The organism is Paraburkholderia ginsengisoli NBRC 100965 (assembly GCF_000739735.1).
GTDB classification, from domain to species: Bacteria; Pseudomonadota; Gammaproteobacteria; order Burkholderiales; family Burkholderiaceae; genus Paraburkholderia; species Paraburkholderia ginsengisoli.
Map to the genome: position 1 here is coordinate 71,628 of NZ_BBJF01000017.1, position 17,704 is coordinate 89,331.

The 17,704-nt window shown below is 67.0% G+C and carries 9 protein-coding genes; 7 read left to right on the plus strand and 2 right to left on the minus strand.

Going from position 1 to position 17,704, the window contains the following annotated elements:
* Positions 1-12 precede the first annotated feature (12 nt).
* Both BGI01S_RS22085 and BGI01S_RS22090 read right to left on the minus strand, forming a co-directional pair.
* Positions 13-2,346, minus strand: a complete 2,334-nt coding sequence (locus BGI01S_RS22085) for a bifunctional diguanylate cyclase/phosphodiesterase (protein ID WP_042328168.1) — start codon at positions 2,344-2,346, stop codon at positions 13-15.
* Positions 2,347-2,522: 176 nt separating this feature from the next.
* Positions 2,523-3,671: a sensor domain-containing diguanylate cyclase gene (locus tag BGI01S_RS22090; protein WP_042328169.1), complete on the minus strand. Its 1,149-nt coding sequence runs from the start codon at positions 3,669-3,671 to the stop codon at positions 2,523-2,525.
* 607 nt (positions 3,672-4,278) lie between these two features.
* Between BGI01S_RS22090 and bcsD the strand changes: the two genes are divergently transcribed.
* The 7 genes from bcsD to BGI01S_RS22125 all read left to right on the plus strand — a co-directional run bounded on the left by bcsD (position 4,279) and on the right by BGI01S_RS22125 (position 17,567).
* The gene (bcsD, locus tag BGI01S_RS22095; protein WP_042328170.1) at positions 4,279-4,734 is read left to right on the plus strand and encodes a cellulose biosynthesis protein BcsD; all 456 of its coding nucleotides are present in this window, start codon (positions 4,279-4,281) and stop codon (positions 4,732-4,734) included.
* Positions 4,735-5,011: 277 nt separating this feature from the next.
* Positions 5,012-6,079: a cellulose biosynthesis protein BcsP gene (bcsP, locus tag BGI01S_RS31305; RefSeq protein WP_042328171.1), complete on the plus strand. Its 1,068-nt coding sequence runs from the start codon at positions 5,012-5,014 to the stop codon at positions 6,077-6,079.
* A complete protein-coding gene (bcsQ, locus tag BGI01S_RS22105; RefSeq protein WP_042328173.1) occupies positions 6,076-6,864 on the plus strand; it encodes a cellulose biosynthesis protein BcsQ in 789 nt (262 codons plus the stop codon). Before bcsP ends, bcsQ begins: the two co-directional genes overlap by 4 nt.
* Positions 6,861-9,083 (plus strand): UDP-forming cellulose synthase catalytic subunit, encoded by a 2,223-nt coding sequence (gene bcsA / locus BGI01S_RS22110; protein WP_042328174.1) that lies wholly within the window; start codon positions 6,861-6,863, stop codon positions 9,081-9,083. Before bcsQ ends, bcsA begins: the two co-directional genes overlap by 4 nt.
* Positions 9,084-9,086: 3 nt before the next feature.
* On the plus strand, positions 9,087-11,663 hold the full coding sequence (gene bcsB, locus BGI01S_RS22115) for a cellulose biosynthesis cyclic di-GMP-binding regulatory protein BcsB (protein ID WP_042328175.1): 2,577 nt from the start codon (positions 9,087-9,089) through the stop codon (positions 11,661-11,663).
* 10 nt (positions 11,664-11,673) lie between these two features.
* Entirely contained in the window at positions 11,674-12,858 is a 1,185-nt protein-coding gene (bcsZ, locus tag BGI01S_RS22120) for a cellulose synthase complex periplasmic endoglucanase BcsZ (protein ID WP_042328176.1), read from the plus strand.
* A complete protein-coding gene (locus BGI01S_RS22125; protein ID WP_042328177.1) occupies positions 12,849-17,567 on the plus strand; it encodes a cellulose synthase subunit BcsC-related outer membrane protein in 4,719 nt (1,572 codons plus the stop codon). The genes bcsZ and BGI01S_RS22125 overlap by 10 nt, the downstream gene beginning before the upstream one ends.
* Positions 17,568-17,704 lie beyond the last annotated feature (137 nt).

Here is a 17,704-nt window from a genome sequence, read left to right on the forward strand (position 1 = left end):
CCCCGCCACGCCTCATTCCCCCGCCGGCCACGGCAACCCCAACTCCGACCAGTCCAACTCCACCCCAATCACCGATCGCTCCGCCGCGAACTGCACGGCAAGCGTCACCGCGATGCAAGGCCGTCCGCTTGCCAGCGAAAGATAAGGATTACTGGCGATTGCAACGCCCGGCAACAGCACCGCATTGCGGAAATACGGCCGATGATCCCAGCGCGCATCGCGCGGATTCGCCACCGGATGCAGCGACGCGCCCTCCTTGCTCCACGCCGGCCCCGGCACCTCGTGCCCGATCTGCCGGCCCGAATCGTCGAGAATAAAGCAGCTGATGCAACGCTCGAACGTCGCGAGCGTCGCAAACGCTTCGTCCATCACGACGCCCGCCAGCAACGCATCGGCGGCACGCCGCAACGCGAGCCGGTACGGCTCGACTTCGGATTCGAACAGCGCGTGCTGATGCGCGCGCCCCTGCGCAATCACGTCGAACGCGTCGTCGATCTGCTGGTGCATCGACTCCGGCGGCGCAATCTCCACCGCCGGCCGGCCGAGCAGATAGCCCTGCGCGAAATCCACGTTCGATTCGACCGCGAGTATCAGCTCCTCGGTGGTCTCCACCCCTTCGACGACCACCAGCATCCCCGCCTGGTGCAGCAGCGACACGAGCTTGGGCAGGATCGGCTGGCCGGTGCCGTGCGTGGTCGCGCGAATCAGTTCGCCGTCGAGCTTGACGAGGTCCGGGCGAATCCGCAGCAGCCGGTCGAGATTCGACTGCCCCGCGCCGAAATCGTCGACGGCGATCAGGAAGCCGTGCTCGCGGTACACGGCCGCCGCGCGCGACATGTCGTCGACACTGCCGCCGTGCGATTCGAGAATCTCCAGAATCACGCGCTCGGTGTCGAGTCCCGAGGTCCGTACGATCGTCGCGAGCTGGTCGGCGTAACCCTCGGCGATGAACGTGGCCGGCAGGATGTTGAGGAACAGCCACGCGTCGTCCGGCAGCGATCGGCAGGCGTTGCCCACGTGCACTGCGTGACTCGCGCGATCGAGCGCGCCTTCGTCGTGCGACGGCTTCGGCGCGAACATCACCACGGGCGGTACCAGCGTGCCATCGTCCTGCTCGCCGCGCAGCAGCGCCTCGAACCCCACCTGCTTCTGATGCGACAGGCTGTAAAGCGGCTGGAAGTGCGAGATCAGATAAAAATCGTCCCACCGATACCGCCGTTGCCCATCGCGCTCCGCAGCGGGCGCATCGGCGCCGGGCGATTGCAGCGCGTCGAGCGGCAGCGCGCGCTCGGCGCACACGCGGTTGCGGCCCGATTGCTTCGCGCGCAGCAGCGCTTCGTCGGCGCGGTCGAGCAGCACCATGATGCTTTCGCCGCGCCGATGTTCGGCCACGCCGAAGCTCGCGGTCAGGTTGCCGTCCGGGCGCTCGATCGCCGCGATTGCGCCGCGCAGCCGCTCGGCCAGTTGCAGCGCGCCCGCGAGGCCGTCGTGCAGCAGCACCGCGAACTCCTCGCCGCCGATCCGGCTCACGCTGTCGTTGGCAGTGGTTTCGTCCATCAGCACCTGGGCGACCCGATGCAACGCATGGTCGCCGAGCGCATGGCCGAAGCGGTCGTTCAAAGACTTGAAGTTGTCGATGTCGACGAAGATCGCGCTGATGCGCGCGTCGGGCGCGCTCGCGCCGAGCCGGCGCTCCGCCTGCTTGACGAATGCGCGGCGGTTTTGCAGGCCGGTCAGCGGATCGGTCGCAGCGAGTTGCGCGAGCTGGTTTTCGAGCAGGAAGTGGCTGCGCCTGAAGCGGTAAAAGCCGAAGTGAAACACCGTGGAAGTCGGCATGCCGATCGCCACGATCCACATCCACAGTACGACGTCGACGTCATGCGCGAACGGCTCGCCGAGCAGCAGCGCGAACGCCGCCGCGTAAAACAGCGCGCTGCCGGTGAAAAAATGCGTCGGCGTGAGCCATAGCGGCGCGGCGCAGATCGGCACCACCACCAGCGCGGGCAGTACCCACAGCAGAGGTTGCGCAACGCCGGCGGTATTCAGCGCGAGGCCCGCCAGCAACACCTGCATGTACGCGACGCCGATCGCGCCGAACGCCCAGGTCGACTTCGCGGTCGGAATCGCCAGCACCAGCAGCACGAGCAACAGCGCACAGAGCAGCCGGTAGGCGAGCGGTGTTGCCGGGCCGTCGACCAGGTTGCGCGCCCCGACCATACAGAGGAACGCGACCACCGTGAACGCCATCGTCACTGTGGAGAGCGGCCGCTGGTGTTCCAGCGAGCGCTGGTGAAAGCGCTCGCGCACACCGGGATCGGGCAGGTGCTGCGTTGAGGTGGCAGACATATTGATGGGTTATCAGGCTGGTTCCAGTCACTCCGCCAATGGTTATCGGCAAATGTCTTACCAATATTTATGCCTGCCGCGCAATGAGGTAAAAATTTCATGCGGGCTGCGGTCGTGCTTCGCCTCTCGCCCTTCGCGTCGTCGCCTTTCTCCCTTCGCCCGCTACCCGCTCGCCCTCATGCAGCCGCCATCACGCGATTTCGGCCCGCCTCCTTGGCCGAGTACAACGCGCCGTCGGCGCGGGCCATCAACTGCGCGAGCGATTCAGCGCGCCGATGCTGGTCCACGCCGACGCTGAACGTGTAGCGCAGCCCGCGCGGCAATTCGGCCGGCGTTTGCGCGGCAAGCCGGCCGCGCAAACGATCCAGCAGCGCGACCGCGTCGGCGATGGTGGTCGCCGGGCACAGCACGCCGAACTCCTCGCCGCCCAGCCGGCCGAACACGTCGCCGACCCGCAGGTTGTCCGCGACGAACGCCGCGAAGTGCACCAGCACCTGATCGCCGGCCGCGTGGCCGTGGGTATCGTTGACGGCCTTGAACGAATCGATATCGATGATCGCCAGCGTCAGCGGCGAGCGACTGCGCAGCGACGCCTTCAGCAGCGCGTCGCCGATCGCGAGAAAAGCGCGGCGCGACAGCGCGCCGGTCAGGTCGTCGACGTTCGCCAGCCGCTCCAGCCGCTCGGCGAGACGGTCGTGCGCAAGCATCACGACGCCGATCGACAGACACGGCGGCGCGAGGATGCCCAGCGCGAGAAAGATGATGTTGGACGGCGAGACCTCCATCAGACCGGACTGTTTCAACATGCCGAAGCCGTACATCACACCGCGCGACGCATGTCCCGCGCACAACAGCAGCGCCGCCACCGCGAGGAAGTAATAGCTGTAGCGCGGCCGGTTCGACGGACGGCCGCGCAGCATCAGCGCGGCGAGCGTCGCATAGAGGGCCGCGTGATACGTCGACACCAGCGCGACGCGCGCATTGAAATCGGGCGCCGCGAAGGTCCAGTACGAAATGCCGATCAGCACCGCGACGAGGCCCGCATACGCGACCCACGGCCGCGTGCGACGGCCGAGAAACCGCAGACAGCCTTCGATCACCAGCAGTAGCGAAAGAGCCAGCAACACGTTCGCCGCGACGAAGGTCAGCCAGCGCGACGCATGCCCTTGCATCGCGAACGCGAGCAGCGCGACGATCGCGACCGCGTTGGCGGCGATCCAGTAGCCGACGCCGGGGATCGCCGCGCGCCACAATGAGCCGAGCACGGCCATCGCCATCGCGCTGGATAAAACGGTGACCAGCAGAATACTGAGTGGATTGAGCATGGCATTTGAGTGAATCGAACGACGTGACTACGACACGGTACTGATTGCGTGTGCCTGGGCGAGCGCTTTATACGCGCGATTAATACGCAAACTCACACCAACTCGTGAGCCATTGTCTACGCGGCGGTTTGTTGCAAACTCGTAAGCTTATCCGGACCACGTAAAAATTGCGGCATCACGCTGCGCGCAAGATTTTGCAAGGCAGCCGTCACGACCAACCGGCGCGGCTCCCGAAAACGTTGCATTTAGCACGAAACGTAAAAGCTAAAAGATCGGCGGAATTATCCGTTAAACCACCTATGGCGGACGACTTTACGTTCCGCATCGACGGTGGAAAAGCGTCCTGTGCATCCGCATCAGCAAAAATTACGTAATCACCGTGCATCCATCGCAGGCGATTCTGCGTATAAGCTGACGAATGTTAAGTGGCTAAAACTTAATCTCTTAAGTAGACTTCCCCCGAAGTGTGTCGGACCGACTAGACATCCTGGCAAGAGTCACTTAGGACGCGTGCAACGCGCGATTTTCCCGAAGCACTTTGATATTCACCCGGCCGTCGCACCCGTTTTTTTATGCGGCTTGAAGCAGCGGCCATTTCCCGGAAACCATGGTCCCAATTCTCGATTACCTGCTGGAACGCCAGATCTCGCCGCAGTGGCGCGGCATGCTGAGCGCGTTGGCCGCCGAGTTCGAAGCACAGATCGGTCGCGCGGAGTTGCGCCAGTTGATGCACCGTGTGGGCAGCCGGTTCGCGGCGGCGCATCCGCTGCCCGCATGCGGATCGACGGCTGAGCTTGCGCAGGCGTTGAATTTTTACTGGCAGCAGATGGATTGGGGCTACGTCGAACTGGCCGACGAAGCCGAGTCGCTGCGCATCGTTCACTACTGCGCACCGCTGCAGGCTTTCGGCGATACCGCGCTGAGCTGGACCCCGGCGTTTCTCGAAGGCGTCTATCAGACCTGGTTGAGCGCGCTGGGCGCGCAAGGCCTGTCGGTCGCGCAGACGAGTGCGTACGGTGAGGACACCGCGCTCGAGTTTCGTCTGGGGCGTCATCCCGCGTGATAGGCGGCGCATGGCGCGCGACGCGATGGCTCGCGAATCAGGCACGCATGCGCCGGGCATGCGTCGTGCAACACGCGCTCGCAAACGGCTCGCGGCGGCTCGCAACCGATCAAGCGCAGCGCACGGCGCAGCGGCACCGGCATCAGCATCAGGCAAGGTAGCGACGCAGTAGAGCAAACGCGCCGGACCGGAGCGCGTGCAGTGGCAAGACAAGGGTTTTAGCGCCGCGAGAACTAAGGATCGAGGCAAGGCAAGTCATGAACAAGACGGCGGCATTATGAGTTCATCGAGCGACATCGAAAAACTATTCGATCACTTTGGCGGCGACGCCAACGCGTACCAGGAAATCGGCCGCGAAAACGAAGCGCGTTCGGCGCGCACGCGCTGGCCGCTTCTGGTGACGCTGGATCTGACGCAACCGGCGATTCCGGCGATCGGGCAACCGCGCGAGCCGAAGCCTCAGGCGCCGGTAAGCGCGACGCCGCTGGCGGTCGATCGCCAGGACACGACGCCGAAGGATGTTGCCGCGGTCACGCGCGCCAAGGCGCCGCTGTTCGCGCGCTCGCCGCGGCGGGATATTCCGCCGGTGGCGGTGGCTGCGCCGCAACCCGCCGCGCCGAGCGGCGCGTCGCGTTTCGGCTCGCTCGAAGCCGAAGAGGACAGCGCGGCGTCCGCGAGCGGTCGGATCGGTGGGTCGGCGCAAGGGACGCAGTCGACTGGGTCGGCTCCCGTTGCACCTGTTGCAGCCGGTGCTTCGGCACCGTTCGCTTCTGTCGCGCCTGTTGCTTCCGCAGCTTCCGCTTCTGCTCCGGTAGTCGATGCGGCTTCGTCCGTGCCCGCTGCCGCGCCGGCCGCCATACCGCCTCTCGCTACGTCGCACCGGCTTGCGCCGGTCTCCGCCGTGCCGCCGGCCGCATCGATGCCACCGGCAAGCCCGCCCCCCAGTGCGCCGCCTGCGTTCCTGTTCCGCACGCCGGCCATGCAAACGCAGGCGCCCGCCCAGGCCGCCGCGCCCACGTGGGCACAAGCATCCGCGCCTGCGGCGTCGCCCGCATTCGCGCCGGCACCGGCCACAGCACCGGCGCACGCCTACGCTCACGCGTATGCCCCGGCAACTCCCACTGCGTCCGCACAGCCGGCGCAACCAGCACAGCCCGCCTCCATCCTCGGCAAACTGTTCGCTACGGACCCGCAAGCCGCAGCGCCGCAACCCGCCGCGGCCGCCAGCGAATCCGCGCCGCTGCAATCGGTCTTCGACCGTCTGCGGGGCGCACCCGCTCCCACTGCCGCCACGACGGCCGGCGTCGCCAATTCATGGCTGGTCAACGGCCCGCGTCGCTCATGAAAGTCATTGCGGTGGTGTCCGCCAAGGGCGGGGTCGGCAAGACCACCCTCGCCGCCAACCTCGCTTCCGTGCTGGCCACCAGCGGCCGGCGCGTGATCGCCCTCGACCTCGACCCGCAGAACGCGCTGCGTCTGCACTTCGGCGTGCCGCTCGACAGCATCGACGGCCTGTCGCGCGCGACGCTGAGCGGCGACCCGTGGCAATCGGTGATGTTCGACGGCGTCGACGGCGTGACCGTGTTGCCGTACGGCGCGGTGCTCGAAGACGACCGCCGCCGCTTCGAGGCGTATATCGACCACGAACCGCGCTGGCTCGCGCAGTCGCTGCAGAACCTGCGGCTCGACCCGACCGACATCGTCATCATCGACACGCCGCCGGGTTCGTCCGCGTATGTGCGCACCGCGTTGTGCGCGGCCACCTTCGCACTGAACGTGGTGCTGGCCGACGCCGCGTCGTACGCGGCGATTCCGCAGATGGAGCGTCTGATCGCCACTTACGCCGCGCCACGCGCCGAGTTCGGCGGCGAGGGCTATGTGATCAACCAGATCGACCAGTCGCGCCAGCTCACCAAGGACGTGCTGAAGGTGCTGCGCCAGATGCTCGGGGCAAAGGTATTCCCCGGCGTGATCCATCTGGACGAAGGCGTGAGCGAAGCGCTCGCGTGCGACACCACGCTGATTCACTACGATCCGCTCAGCCAGGCGGCCGCCGATTTCCGCGCGTGCGGCACGTGGCTGATGGCGGCGCTCGACGCGATCGCCGTCTCGCCGAGGAACGTCGCATGAGCACGCCGGAATCGCAGCAAGCCCAGCCGGCGACAGGCGGCGAAGGCGCCAACCCGTCGCGCTTCGAGCGCTTCGTCGACGCGCGCTTCTGGAACAGCCGCATCGTCACCGTGTTCGTCACGGCGTTCGCGCTGGGTATGCTGTACTTCGTGTTCACGGTGCCGCTCGAGTTCTACGAGCAACTCGCTTTCGCCACCTGCTGCTTTCTGATTGCGCTGCTGTTCCGCCGTCTGCAAGGCCGTTACGCGACGATGGTGATGATCATGCTGTCGGTGGTCACGTCGGGCCGCTACATGTACTGGCGGCTGACCGAGACCACTTACTGGGAACATCCGCTCGACGCCGCGTGGGGTCTGCTGCTGGTGTCGGCCGAAGTGTATTCGACGATCGTGCTGCTGCTCGGCTACTTCCAGACCGCGTGGCCGCTCAAGCGCACGCCGATGCCGCTGCCCGCGTCGCGCGACGAATGGCCGAGCGTCGACGTGTTCATTCCGACCTACAACGAGCCGCTCACGGTGGTGAAGCCGACCATCTACGCCGCGCTCGCGCTCGACTATCCGCCCGAGAAGATTTCGATTCACGTGCTCGACGACGGCCGCCGTCCCGAGTTCAAGGCGTTCTGCGAGGAAGTCGGCGTCAACTGGACGATCCGCACGCACAACCGCCACGCGAAGGCCGGCAACATCAACGAAGCGCTGAAGATCACGAGCGGCGAGTACATCGCGATCTTCGACTGCGATCACATCCCGACCCGCTCGTTCCTGCAGGTCGGTCTCGGCTGGTTCCTGCGCGACAAGCTGCTGTCGATGCTGCAAACGCCGCACCACTTCTTCAACGCCGATCCGTTCGAGCGCAACCTCGGCACGTTCCGCAAGGTGCCGAACGAAGGCGAACTGTTCTACGGACTCGTGCAGGACGGCAACGATCTGTGGAACGCGACCTTCTTCTGCGGCTCGTGCGCGCTGCTGCGCCGGACCATGGTCGAGGAAATCGGCGGGATCGCGGTCGAGACCGTGACCGAAGACGCGCACACCGCGCTGAAGCTGCACCGCCTCGGCTACACCACCGCGTATCTCGCGATTCCGCAAGCCGCCGGGCTCGCCACCGAAAGCCTGTCCGGCCACATCGGCCAGCGAATTCGCTGGGCGCGCGGCATGACGCAGATCTTCCGGATCGACAACCCGCTGACCGGCAAAGGGCTGAAACTGGGCCAGCGGTTGTGCTATCTGAACGCGATGATGCACTTCTTCTACGGCATCCCGCGCCTGGTGTTCCTCACCGCGCCGCTGTCGTATCTGTTCTTCGGCGCGCACGTGATCGAGGCCGCCGCCAGCACGATCGCGATCTACGCGCTGCCGCACATGATGCACGCGAGCATCACCAACTCGCGGATGCAGCGCTCGTTCCGCCATTCGTTCTGGGCCGAGGTCTACGAGTCGGTGCTCGCGTCGTACATCACCGCGCCGACGCTGCTCGCGCTCATCAACCCGAAGCTCGGCAAGTTCAACGTGACGGCCAAGGGCGGCCAGATCGAGAAGAACTATTTCGACTGGGCGATCTCGCGCCCGTATCTGTTCCTGCTGCTGCTGAACCTGATCGGCTTCTGCGTCGGCATCGCGCATATCTATCTGAACTGGCATGTGCGCAGCGTGGTGCAGACCACCGTTCTGAATCTGGCGTGGACCGGCTACAACATGCTGATTCTCGGCGCGAGCGTGGCCGCCGCGAGCGAGCGTCGGCAGATTCGCGCGGTGCACCGCGTGGCGATGAAGATGCCGGTGATGCTCAAGTTCTCGACCGGCCGCACGCTCGCCTGCGAGACCATCGACTACTCGGAAGGCGGCGTCGGCGTCGCGCTGCCCGCCGCGATCGAGGTGCCGATGCACGAGCGCGTGACCGTGTCGCTGTTTCGCGGCGACGAGGAATTCGCGTTCCCGGCGACCGTCGGCTTCACCGCGCCGGGACGCGTGGGCCTGCGTTTTTCGGCGATGACGCGCGAGCAGGAGTACGAGTTCGTCAAGACCACTTTCGCGCGCGCGGACGCCTGGACCGGCTGGGCCGAAGGCCGCCAGCAGGACACGCCGCTGCGCGGTCTGTCGCATGTGCTGACGGTCGGCGCACGCGGCATCGGCGGGCTGTTCGAACATCTCTACGCCGACCTTCGCACTTCGATGAAAAGCCGTCCGGTGGACGTGAAGAAGCTAAAAACCAAAGACTGATCAATGGGCAAGAGGATGGCGAAGGACAAGATCGAACGCTCGACTCACGAGCGCGGCAGGACCCGATTGCAAACGTTGCCGGCGTTGCCGGCGCGACGCGTCGCACGCACAGCGTCGACGCGGCTGATGCGCGGCCTCGCGTGCTGGCTCGCGTTGCAGACCGCGCTGGCGGCGCCGCTGGCTCCGTTGGCTGCGGCGGCTGAAGCGGCGGCGGCCGCGTCGAGCGGCGGCACAAGCGCGACTCGTGCAGCCACTCAGGCAGGCGCTGTCCGCACCGCCACCGGGGTGGGCAGCGTGCCCGCCCCCGGCCCCGCCTTGCCGTTCGACCCCAACGCGATCCCGCAGCCGCAACTCGCCACGCCGACACCCGCGCTCGCCCCGACGGCGGCAAAAGCGCTGGGCGTCAGGACGCCGACCACCGCCGACCCGGGCACGCTGGTGCCGGGCGGCCGCCGTCAAACCCTCACGTTCGCCGACCTCGGCGCGCTCGACCCGCTGCAACTGCGCGGCGTCGACGGCCAGAACGGCGTCGCGTTTTCGGTGCCCGGCGATGAAGTCGTCACCGGCGCGATGCTGCATCTGATCTACAGCTACTCGCCCGCTCTGCTCGGGAACATCTCGCAGCTCAAGGTGCTGGTGAATGGCGAAGTCGCCGCGACGCTGCCTGTGCCGAAGGAACAGGCCGGCATGCTGGTGGCGCGCGACGTGTCGATCGATCCGCGCTTCATCACCGAGTTCAACCATCTGAACGTGCAGTTGATCGGCCATTACACGACGAACTGCGAAGACCCGGCGAATTCGTCGCTGTGGGCCACCGTCAGCAATGCGAGTTCGCTCGATCTGACCTACGCGTCGCTCGCCAGCAAGCCGGATCTGGCCGCGCTGCCGGCGCCCTTCTTCGACCGGCGCGACGTGCGCCGCCTCGAACTGCCGTTCGTGTTTCCGCAAAAGCCCGGCGCGGGCACGCTCGAAGCGGGCGGCATTGTCGCGTCGTGGTTCGGCGCGCTCGCCGGCTATCGCGGCGCGATGTTTCCGACGCAACTGGACAACGCGCCGCTGTCGGGCAACGCGGTCGTATTCGCGACCGACGATCAACGCCCGGCCGGCGTCACGCTGCCGGCGATCTCCGGGCCGACCATCGCGGTGGTCGATCGCGAAGCGCCCGCGCACGGCAAGCTGCTGCTCGTGCTGGGCCGTACCGAAGCGGAGCTGAAGACCGCCGCGAAGTCGCTCGGCATCGGCCAGAACTCGCTGTCTGGCCAGAGCGCGACCATTACGCAGCTGACCGAACTCGCGCCGCGCGAGCCGTACGACGCACCGAACTGGCTGCCGACCAACCGTCCGGTGCGCTTCGGCGAACTGGCCGACCCGCGCGACCTGAGCGTGTCCGGTTACGACGCCGACGCGGTGCACGTGAATCTGCGCGTGCCGCCCGATCTGTTCATGTGGCACACGAAGGGCGCGCCGATCGATCTGCGCTACCGCTACACGGTGCGTCCGCTGCGCGACCGCTCGTCGCTGAACGTGAGCGTGAACAACGGCTTCGTGCAGGCGCTGCCGATTCCGGCGGAGTCCGCATCGGTATTCGAGCTGAGCCATTACTTCGGGCGCGTGCTGCCCGACAGGACCGCCGAAGCGCGCCGCACCATCAACATTCCGCCGCTGTTGCTCACGCCGCGCGCACAGGTGCGCCTGCATTTCTACTACGACATTCCGAACACCGGCGAATGTCACGGCCGTGTGCTCGACAACGTGGTCGGCGCGATCGATCCGAACTCGACCATCGACCTGTCGTCGTTCCCGCATTACATGGCGCTGCCCGATCTGGCCGCGTTCGCCAATAGCGGCTTCCCGTTCACGCGCATGGCGGACCTCTCCGAGACCGCCGTGATCCTGCCGAACGACGCCGATTCGAGCGACTACAGCCTGTATCTGCTGACGATGGGCCGCATGGGTGCGTCGACCGGCTATCCGGCCACAGGCGTGACGGTGGGCAACGCCGACGACGCCGACAAGTACGCGAACAAGGACCTGCTGGTTTTCGGCGCGCCCGGCAAACAGCCGCTGTTGCAGCGCTGGTCGAAGTCGATGCCGTTCTCCAGCGACGGCGACGCGCGCACCTTCCAGATCTCCGACATCGTCTTCAAGCTCGAAGACTGGTGGCATGGCGAACGCGGCGTCGAGCGCACACCGGCGCGCGCCGACCTGACGCTGGTCAGCTCGAACGGCGCCGCGTTGCTGACCGGCTTCGAATCGCCGCTGCAGAAGAACCGCAGCGCGGTGGCGCTGGTGAGCGCGGCGGGCCAGTCGGACGCGGACCTGTCGAGCGCGCTGCTCGACGCCGATGTGCTGCCGAAGATTCAAGGCGCGATGGCTGTCGTGCACGGCCGCGACGTCACTATCACGTCGAACGGCGACGCGTACTACGTCGGCCATCTATCGCCGCAGGAGTATCTGCGCTGGGCGCTGTCATCGCATCCGCTGCTGTTGATGCTGGGCGGCGTGCTCGCCGCGCTGATCGTCGCGGCCCTGTTCTACCGGACGCTGCGCTCGATCGCCGCGCGCCGCCTGAAGGACTGATAGGACTGTTATGCAGGTTCTTCGACTCAACAAGAAAATAGCCGTTGCGCTGACGCTCGGCCTCGCTGCGTCGGCGAGTTCTGGCGGGATCGTGAAAGTTGCGCAGGCGAACGCCGCGCTGGGCGCATGCGGCGAATGGAGCAGTTATCGCAGTTTCGTCGAACGCTTCGTGCAGGCCGACGGCCGCGTGATCGACTACTCGACGCCGGCCCAGCAGACCACTTCGGAAGGCCAGTCGTACGGCATGTTCTTCGCGCTCGTGGCGAACGACCGCGCGACCTTCGACCGGCTGCTCGCGTGGACCCGCACCAACCTCGCGGGCAATCAGTTCGACGCGCGCAACGTGCGGCTGCCCGCATGGCAGTGGGGCAAAAAACCGGACGGCTCGTACGGCGTGCTCGATCCGAATTCCGCTTCCGACTCGGACCTGTGGATCGCCTACGACCTGCTGCAAGCCGGACGCCTGTGGCGCGACGCGAGCTACACACAACTCGGCGAAGCGCTGGCCGCGCGGATCGCGCGCGAGGAACTCACCACGCTGCCGGGCGTCGGACCGATGCTGCTGCCCGGACCGCAAGGCTTCCAGAACGCAGGCGTGACGCGCCTGAATCCGAGCTATCTGCCGCTGCCGGTGCTGCGCGGACTCGCGCACGATTTGCCTAACGGTCCGTGGAGCAAGCTCGCGGACAGCGCGTACAAGCTCGTCAAAACCACCTCGCCGCAAGGCTTCGCGCCCGACTGGGCAGCCTGGCAGAACGGCCAGTTCGTAGTCGATCCAAAGAACGGCGACGTCGGCAGCTACGACGCGATCCGCGTGTATCTGTGGGCCGGTCTCGCGTCGTCCGCCGATCCGCTCGCGAAGCCGTGGCTCGCGGCGCTCGGCGGCATGCGCGCGAAGGTCGCGCAAAACGGCTTCCCGCCGGAGAAGGTTTCATCGACCACCGGCGCGGCCAGCGGCGAAGGCCCGCTCAGCTACTGGGGCGCGCTCGCGCCGTACTTCAGGTCGCTCGGCGACGAGCACGGCCTGGGCCTCGCGCGCACGCATCTGGCCGCGCTCGACGGCGGCGTGCCGGGCCGCGAACCGGTTTATTACGATCGTGTGCTGGGCTTGTTCGGCACGGGTTTCATCGACGGCCGCTATCGCTTCGACGAAGCCGGCCGTCTCGTGCCGAGTTGGAGAAACGCATGCGATTGAGCGCCCTCGCATTGTCATTGCGCTTCGCGCTGAGCGTCACGGCCGCCTGCTATGTGGCGACGGCCGCGCCCGACGCGTTGGCGCAGGCGGCGAAAGATCCGCTGAGCGTGCTGATCGATCAGGGCAAGTACTGGCAGTCGCATCAACGCGGCGACCTCGCCGAACAGGCGTGGCTGAAGGTGCTGCGCATCGATCCGAAGCAGCCCGACGCGCTGTACGGCATGGGCATGGTGCTCGCCGACCGCAAGGACGGCGCCGGCGCGCAGCAGTATCTGGCGCGCCTGAAGGCGGTCGCACCGGGCTATCCGAATCTGGACGAACTGGGCCGGCGTCTCGGCGAAACGAGTCCGCGCGACCAGACCGTGAACGACGCGCGACGCCTCGCGCAAAGCGGCCAGAGCGCGAGCGCGGTGCAGGAGTATCAACGCGCGCTGCAGGGCAAACCGGCGACGCCGCAATTGCAGCTCGAGTACTACCAGGCGCTGTCGGCGACGCCGCAAGGCTGGGATCAGGCACGTCGCGGGCTCGAACAGCTCGCGCGCGACAACCCCGACGACCCGCGTTACGCGCTCGCCTACGCGCAGCATCTGACCTATCGCGACGTCACGCGGCGCGACGGCATTGCGCGTTTGCAGAAGCTTGCCGGCGACGGCACGGTCGGTGCGGCCGCGAAAAAGAGCTGGCGTCAGGCGCTGTTGTGGCTGGATGCGCGGCCCTCCGACGCGGCGCTGTACCAGGCCTATCTGCAAACCGCCTCCGACGACGCCGCCGTCAAGGCGCGCTTCGATTCGATGGTGCAGCAAGACAGCACGGCGCGCACACGCTCGCAGGAAAACGCCGCCGTCGATGCGCGCGGCCGCGTGATCGCCGACGGTTTCGCCGCGCTCGACCGCAACGACATCGGCACCGCGCGCGCGAAGTTCTCGTCGGTGCTCGCCAGTAGTCCGAACGATACCGACGCGCTCGGCGGCATGGGCATCGCCGCGTTGAAGCAGGAGCACTTCGCGGAGGCGCGCAACTATCTCGAGCGCGCGTCGCGCGGCGGCAATCCGGCGCGCTGGAAGACCGCGCTCGACAGCGCAACCTACTGGACGTACACCAGCGACGCGATCGGCGCGCGCAGCAACGGCGAGTTCGCGAAAGCGAAGTCGCTGTTCGAACGCGCGATCGCGATGAACCCGTCCGACGTCACCGCGCAGGTGCTGCTCGGCGAAATGCTGCTCGCTAACCACGACGCGCCCGGCGCGGAACAGGCATACCGGATGGCGCTGCGCCGCCAGGCCGACAATCCCGACGCGATTCGCGGACTCGTCGGCGCGCTCGCCGCGCAAGGCCGCGGCGACGAGGCGCTGCAGTTCGCCAATCAGCTGAACACCGAACAGCAGTCGAAGGCTGGCGGCATCAACCGTCTGCGCGGCGAGGCGCAGGCCGCCCAGGCGCGCGCCGCCGAAGCGCGCGGCGACCTCGGCAGCGCACGCAGCCTGTTCGAAGACGCGCTGCTGAACACGCCCGACGATCCGTGGCTGCGCCTCGACCTCGCGCGCATCTACGTGCGCCAGGGCGCGGTCGCGAACGCACGCAGCATGATGGACGGCCTGCTCGCGGCGCATCCCGACATGACCGACGCGTTGTATGCGAGCGCGTTGCTGTCGGCGGAAACGCAGGACTGGAGCGCGGGTCTCGCGCAACTCGACCGCATTCCGGTCGCGCAACGCACCGACGCGATGACCACGTTGCAGCATCGGCTGTGGGTGCATCAGCAGGCCGATCTCGCTACACGAATGGCGCGCAACGGTCAGACGCAACAGGCGCTTGCGACCCTGCGCGCCGCCGAGCCGGTGGCCGGCAACAGTCCCGAGTTGATCGGCGTGATCGCCGGCGCGTATCAGCAGGCCGGCGATCCGAACCGCGCGCTCGGCCTCGTGCGCGGCGCGATGAACGCCGCGCCCGGCAATACCGATCTGCTGCTGGAATACGCGGGCATTCTGTCCGCGACCGGGCAGGAAGGCGAACTCGGCATGGTGATGCGCCGGCTCGCGTCGATGCAGTTGACGCCGCAGCAGCGCACCGATTTCGGCAACCTGAATCTCGGCATCGTCATAAAGCAGGCCGATGCGGTGCGGCAGCGCGGCGATCTCGCAAGCGCTTACGACGTGATCGCCCCGTGGCTCGCGGCGATGCCCGACAACCCCGATCTGCAGGCCGCGCTCGGCCGCCTGTATTCGAGCGCCGGCGACGATCGCAATGCGCTCGCCAGTTATCGCGTCGCGCTGCAGCGCCGCCCCGACGACCTGAGCCTGCTGCAGGCGGCGATCCCGGCCGCAGTCGGCGCGAAGCAGAACAGCTACGCCGAAGCGCTCGCGCAGCAGGCGCTGAACCAGGCGCCCAACGATCCCGCCGTGCTGGCGACGGTCGGCCGCATGTATCGCGCGCAGGGCAAGTTGTCGCTCGCGTCGACGTATCTGCAGCGCTCGCTGGTCGCGGCCAATACGCCAATCGGCGCCGCACCGCGCGGCAACCCGCACAGCAACGTGCCGCGCGGCTGGGAAACGGCGATGCGCCAGATCGGCGCGACGCCGCTGCCCGGCACCAATCCATTCGAAGGCAAGACGGCCACGGTGACATCGACCAGCGCCGACACTGCCGCGCCTGCCGGCGGCAGCTTCAATGCCGCGCGCGCTGCCCTTCCGTATTCGCAGTCCTCCTTGCCGACGCAAACCGTGCCGAACTATCCGCCGCCCACGCAGCCCGCGCCGTATGTCGCGCCTTATACCGCGCCCGCCCAGCCCTATGCGCCGAACGGTGCTCCTGCCGCGCCCGCCGCGTTGCCGTACAACGCGCCCCGCCCGGGCGCCGACTCGGGCGGCTATGGACAGGAGGCCTACGGGTCGAGCCAGTCGGGTGCGCCTTTGCAGGCGTATCCGGGGCAAGGGCAAGCGCAGGCGCAAATGCAGGCGGCGCCGGTGCAACAGCAGCAGTACAACCCGGGGTATCCGCAGCAGGCGCCCTATCCGCAGCAGGCGCACTACGGCGCGCCGGATGGCTATGCCGCCACGCCGTGGCCGATGTCGCCGGCCGCGCGCCAGGCGCAAGCCAATGCCGGTTCGGTGCAACCGCAGCCCTACACCACGTCCGCTGCAAACGCCAGGCGTACGACCGGCAGCAAGAAGCAAAGCGCGTCGAAGACCAGCCGCGGCGCGCCTGCTTATGCGCAAGCTCAGGCGCCGTATCCGCAGCAGCAGCCCTATGCGCAGCAGCAACCGTATTACGGCCAGCAGGCTTATCCGCAGCAGCAGCAAGGCTACGCGCAGCCTTATCAGCCGTATCCGCCGCAGCAGCAGGCGTATCCGAATCAGGGCTACTACGCGCAGCAGCAGCCCTACATTCCGCAGCCGCCGACCGGCTATGCGCAGCCCTATTACCCGCAGCAGCCGGATGCCAATAGCGGCAGCTACGCGCCGTCGAACGTCGCCAACACACAGACGCTGGGCGTCGCGGAAGAACTCGCGCAGGTCAATCGCGAGCAGGCCAGCACCGTGTCGGGCGGGATCGTGTTCCGCAACCGCAGCGGCGAAGACGGCCTGTCCACGCTCACCGACATCGAAGCGCCGATCCAGGGGCGCATCAAGGCGGGCAACGGTCACGTCGTCGTGACGGCGACGCCCGTCACGCTCGATGCCGGCTCCGCGTCCGGCAATGTATCGACGCTCGCGCGTTTCGGTGCCGGGCTGTCCAACAGCACGTCGGAGAGCGCGGCGATCGCGGGCAACAACACCTACGGCAGCCAGACGGCGAGCGGTGTGGGACTGTCGGTCGGCTACGACAGCCGCGCCGTGAGCGCCGATATCGGCGTGACGCCGCTCGGCTTCCGCGAGACCAACATCGTCGGCGGCGCGCAGTACAACGGCGGCATTACCGACAAGGTGACGTATTCGCTCGCCGTCGCGCGGCGCGCGGTGACGGACAGCCTGCTGTCGTATGCGGGCGCGCGCGACTCGGGCGCCGGGCTCGAATGGGGCGGCGTCACGTCGACCGGCGGCCTCGGCAGTCTCGCCTGGGACGACGGCACGAGCGGCCTGTACGTGAACGCTTCGTTTCAGTACTACGGCGGCCATAACGTCGCGAGCAACAACGCGGTCAAGGGCGGCGGCGGCGTCTACACACGCCTGCTGAAAGACGCGGACCAGACGCTCACGGTCGGCGTGAATACGACGCTGATGCGCTACAACAATAACCTGTCGTACTTCACGTATGGCCAGGGCGGCTACTTCAGCCCGCAACAGTACCTGATCCTGAACCTGCCGGTGGAATGGACCGGCCGCAACGGTTTGTTCACCTATGACCTGAAGGGGTCGATCGGCGTGCAGCACTACCGGCAGGATGCGTCGAATTACTTCCCGCTGAACGACAATTCGGGCCGCCAGGGCGCGGCGGCGGCGAACGCGGCGTTCGTCGGCAGCGGCGTGGATAGCGGCGCGGTGTATCCCGGTCAAAGCAAGACCGGCGTGTCGTACTCGCTCAGCGCGGTGGGTGAATATCAACTCGCGCCGCAGCTGGCGTTCGGGGCGACCGCTTCGCTCGGGAATGCTTATGAGTATCGCGAGTGGCTCGCGGCGGTGTACGTGCGCTACAGCTTCAGCAAACAGACGGGCGCGCAGCCGTTCCCGCCGACGCCGCTCGGTTCGCCATATTTGTCGTTGTCGAATTGACGTGGGTGTGGAGGTTGGGGTTTGGCGGTGGAATGCGGTTGCGGGTGCCGACGTCGAAGTCTGATGCGTTTGGTTTGACCGTTGTGGTCAGGTCGTGCGTATGCAGTCACGAGCGTCGGGCGCCGCGCTGCGTAAAC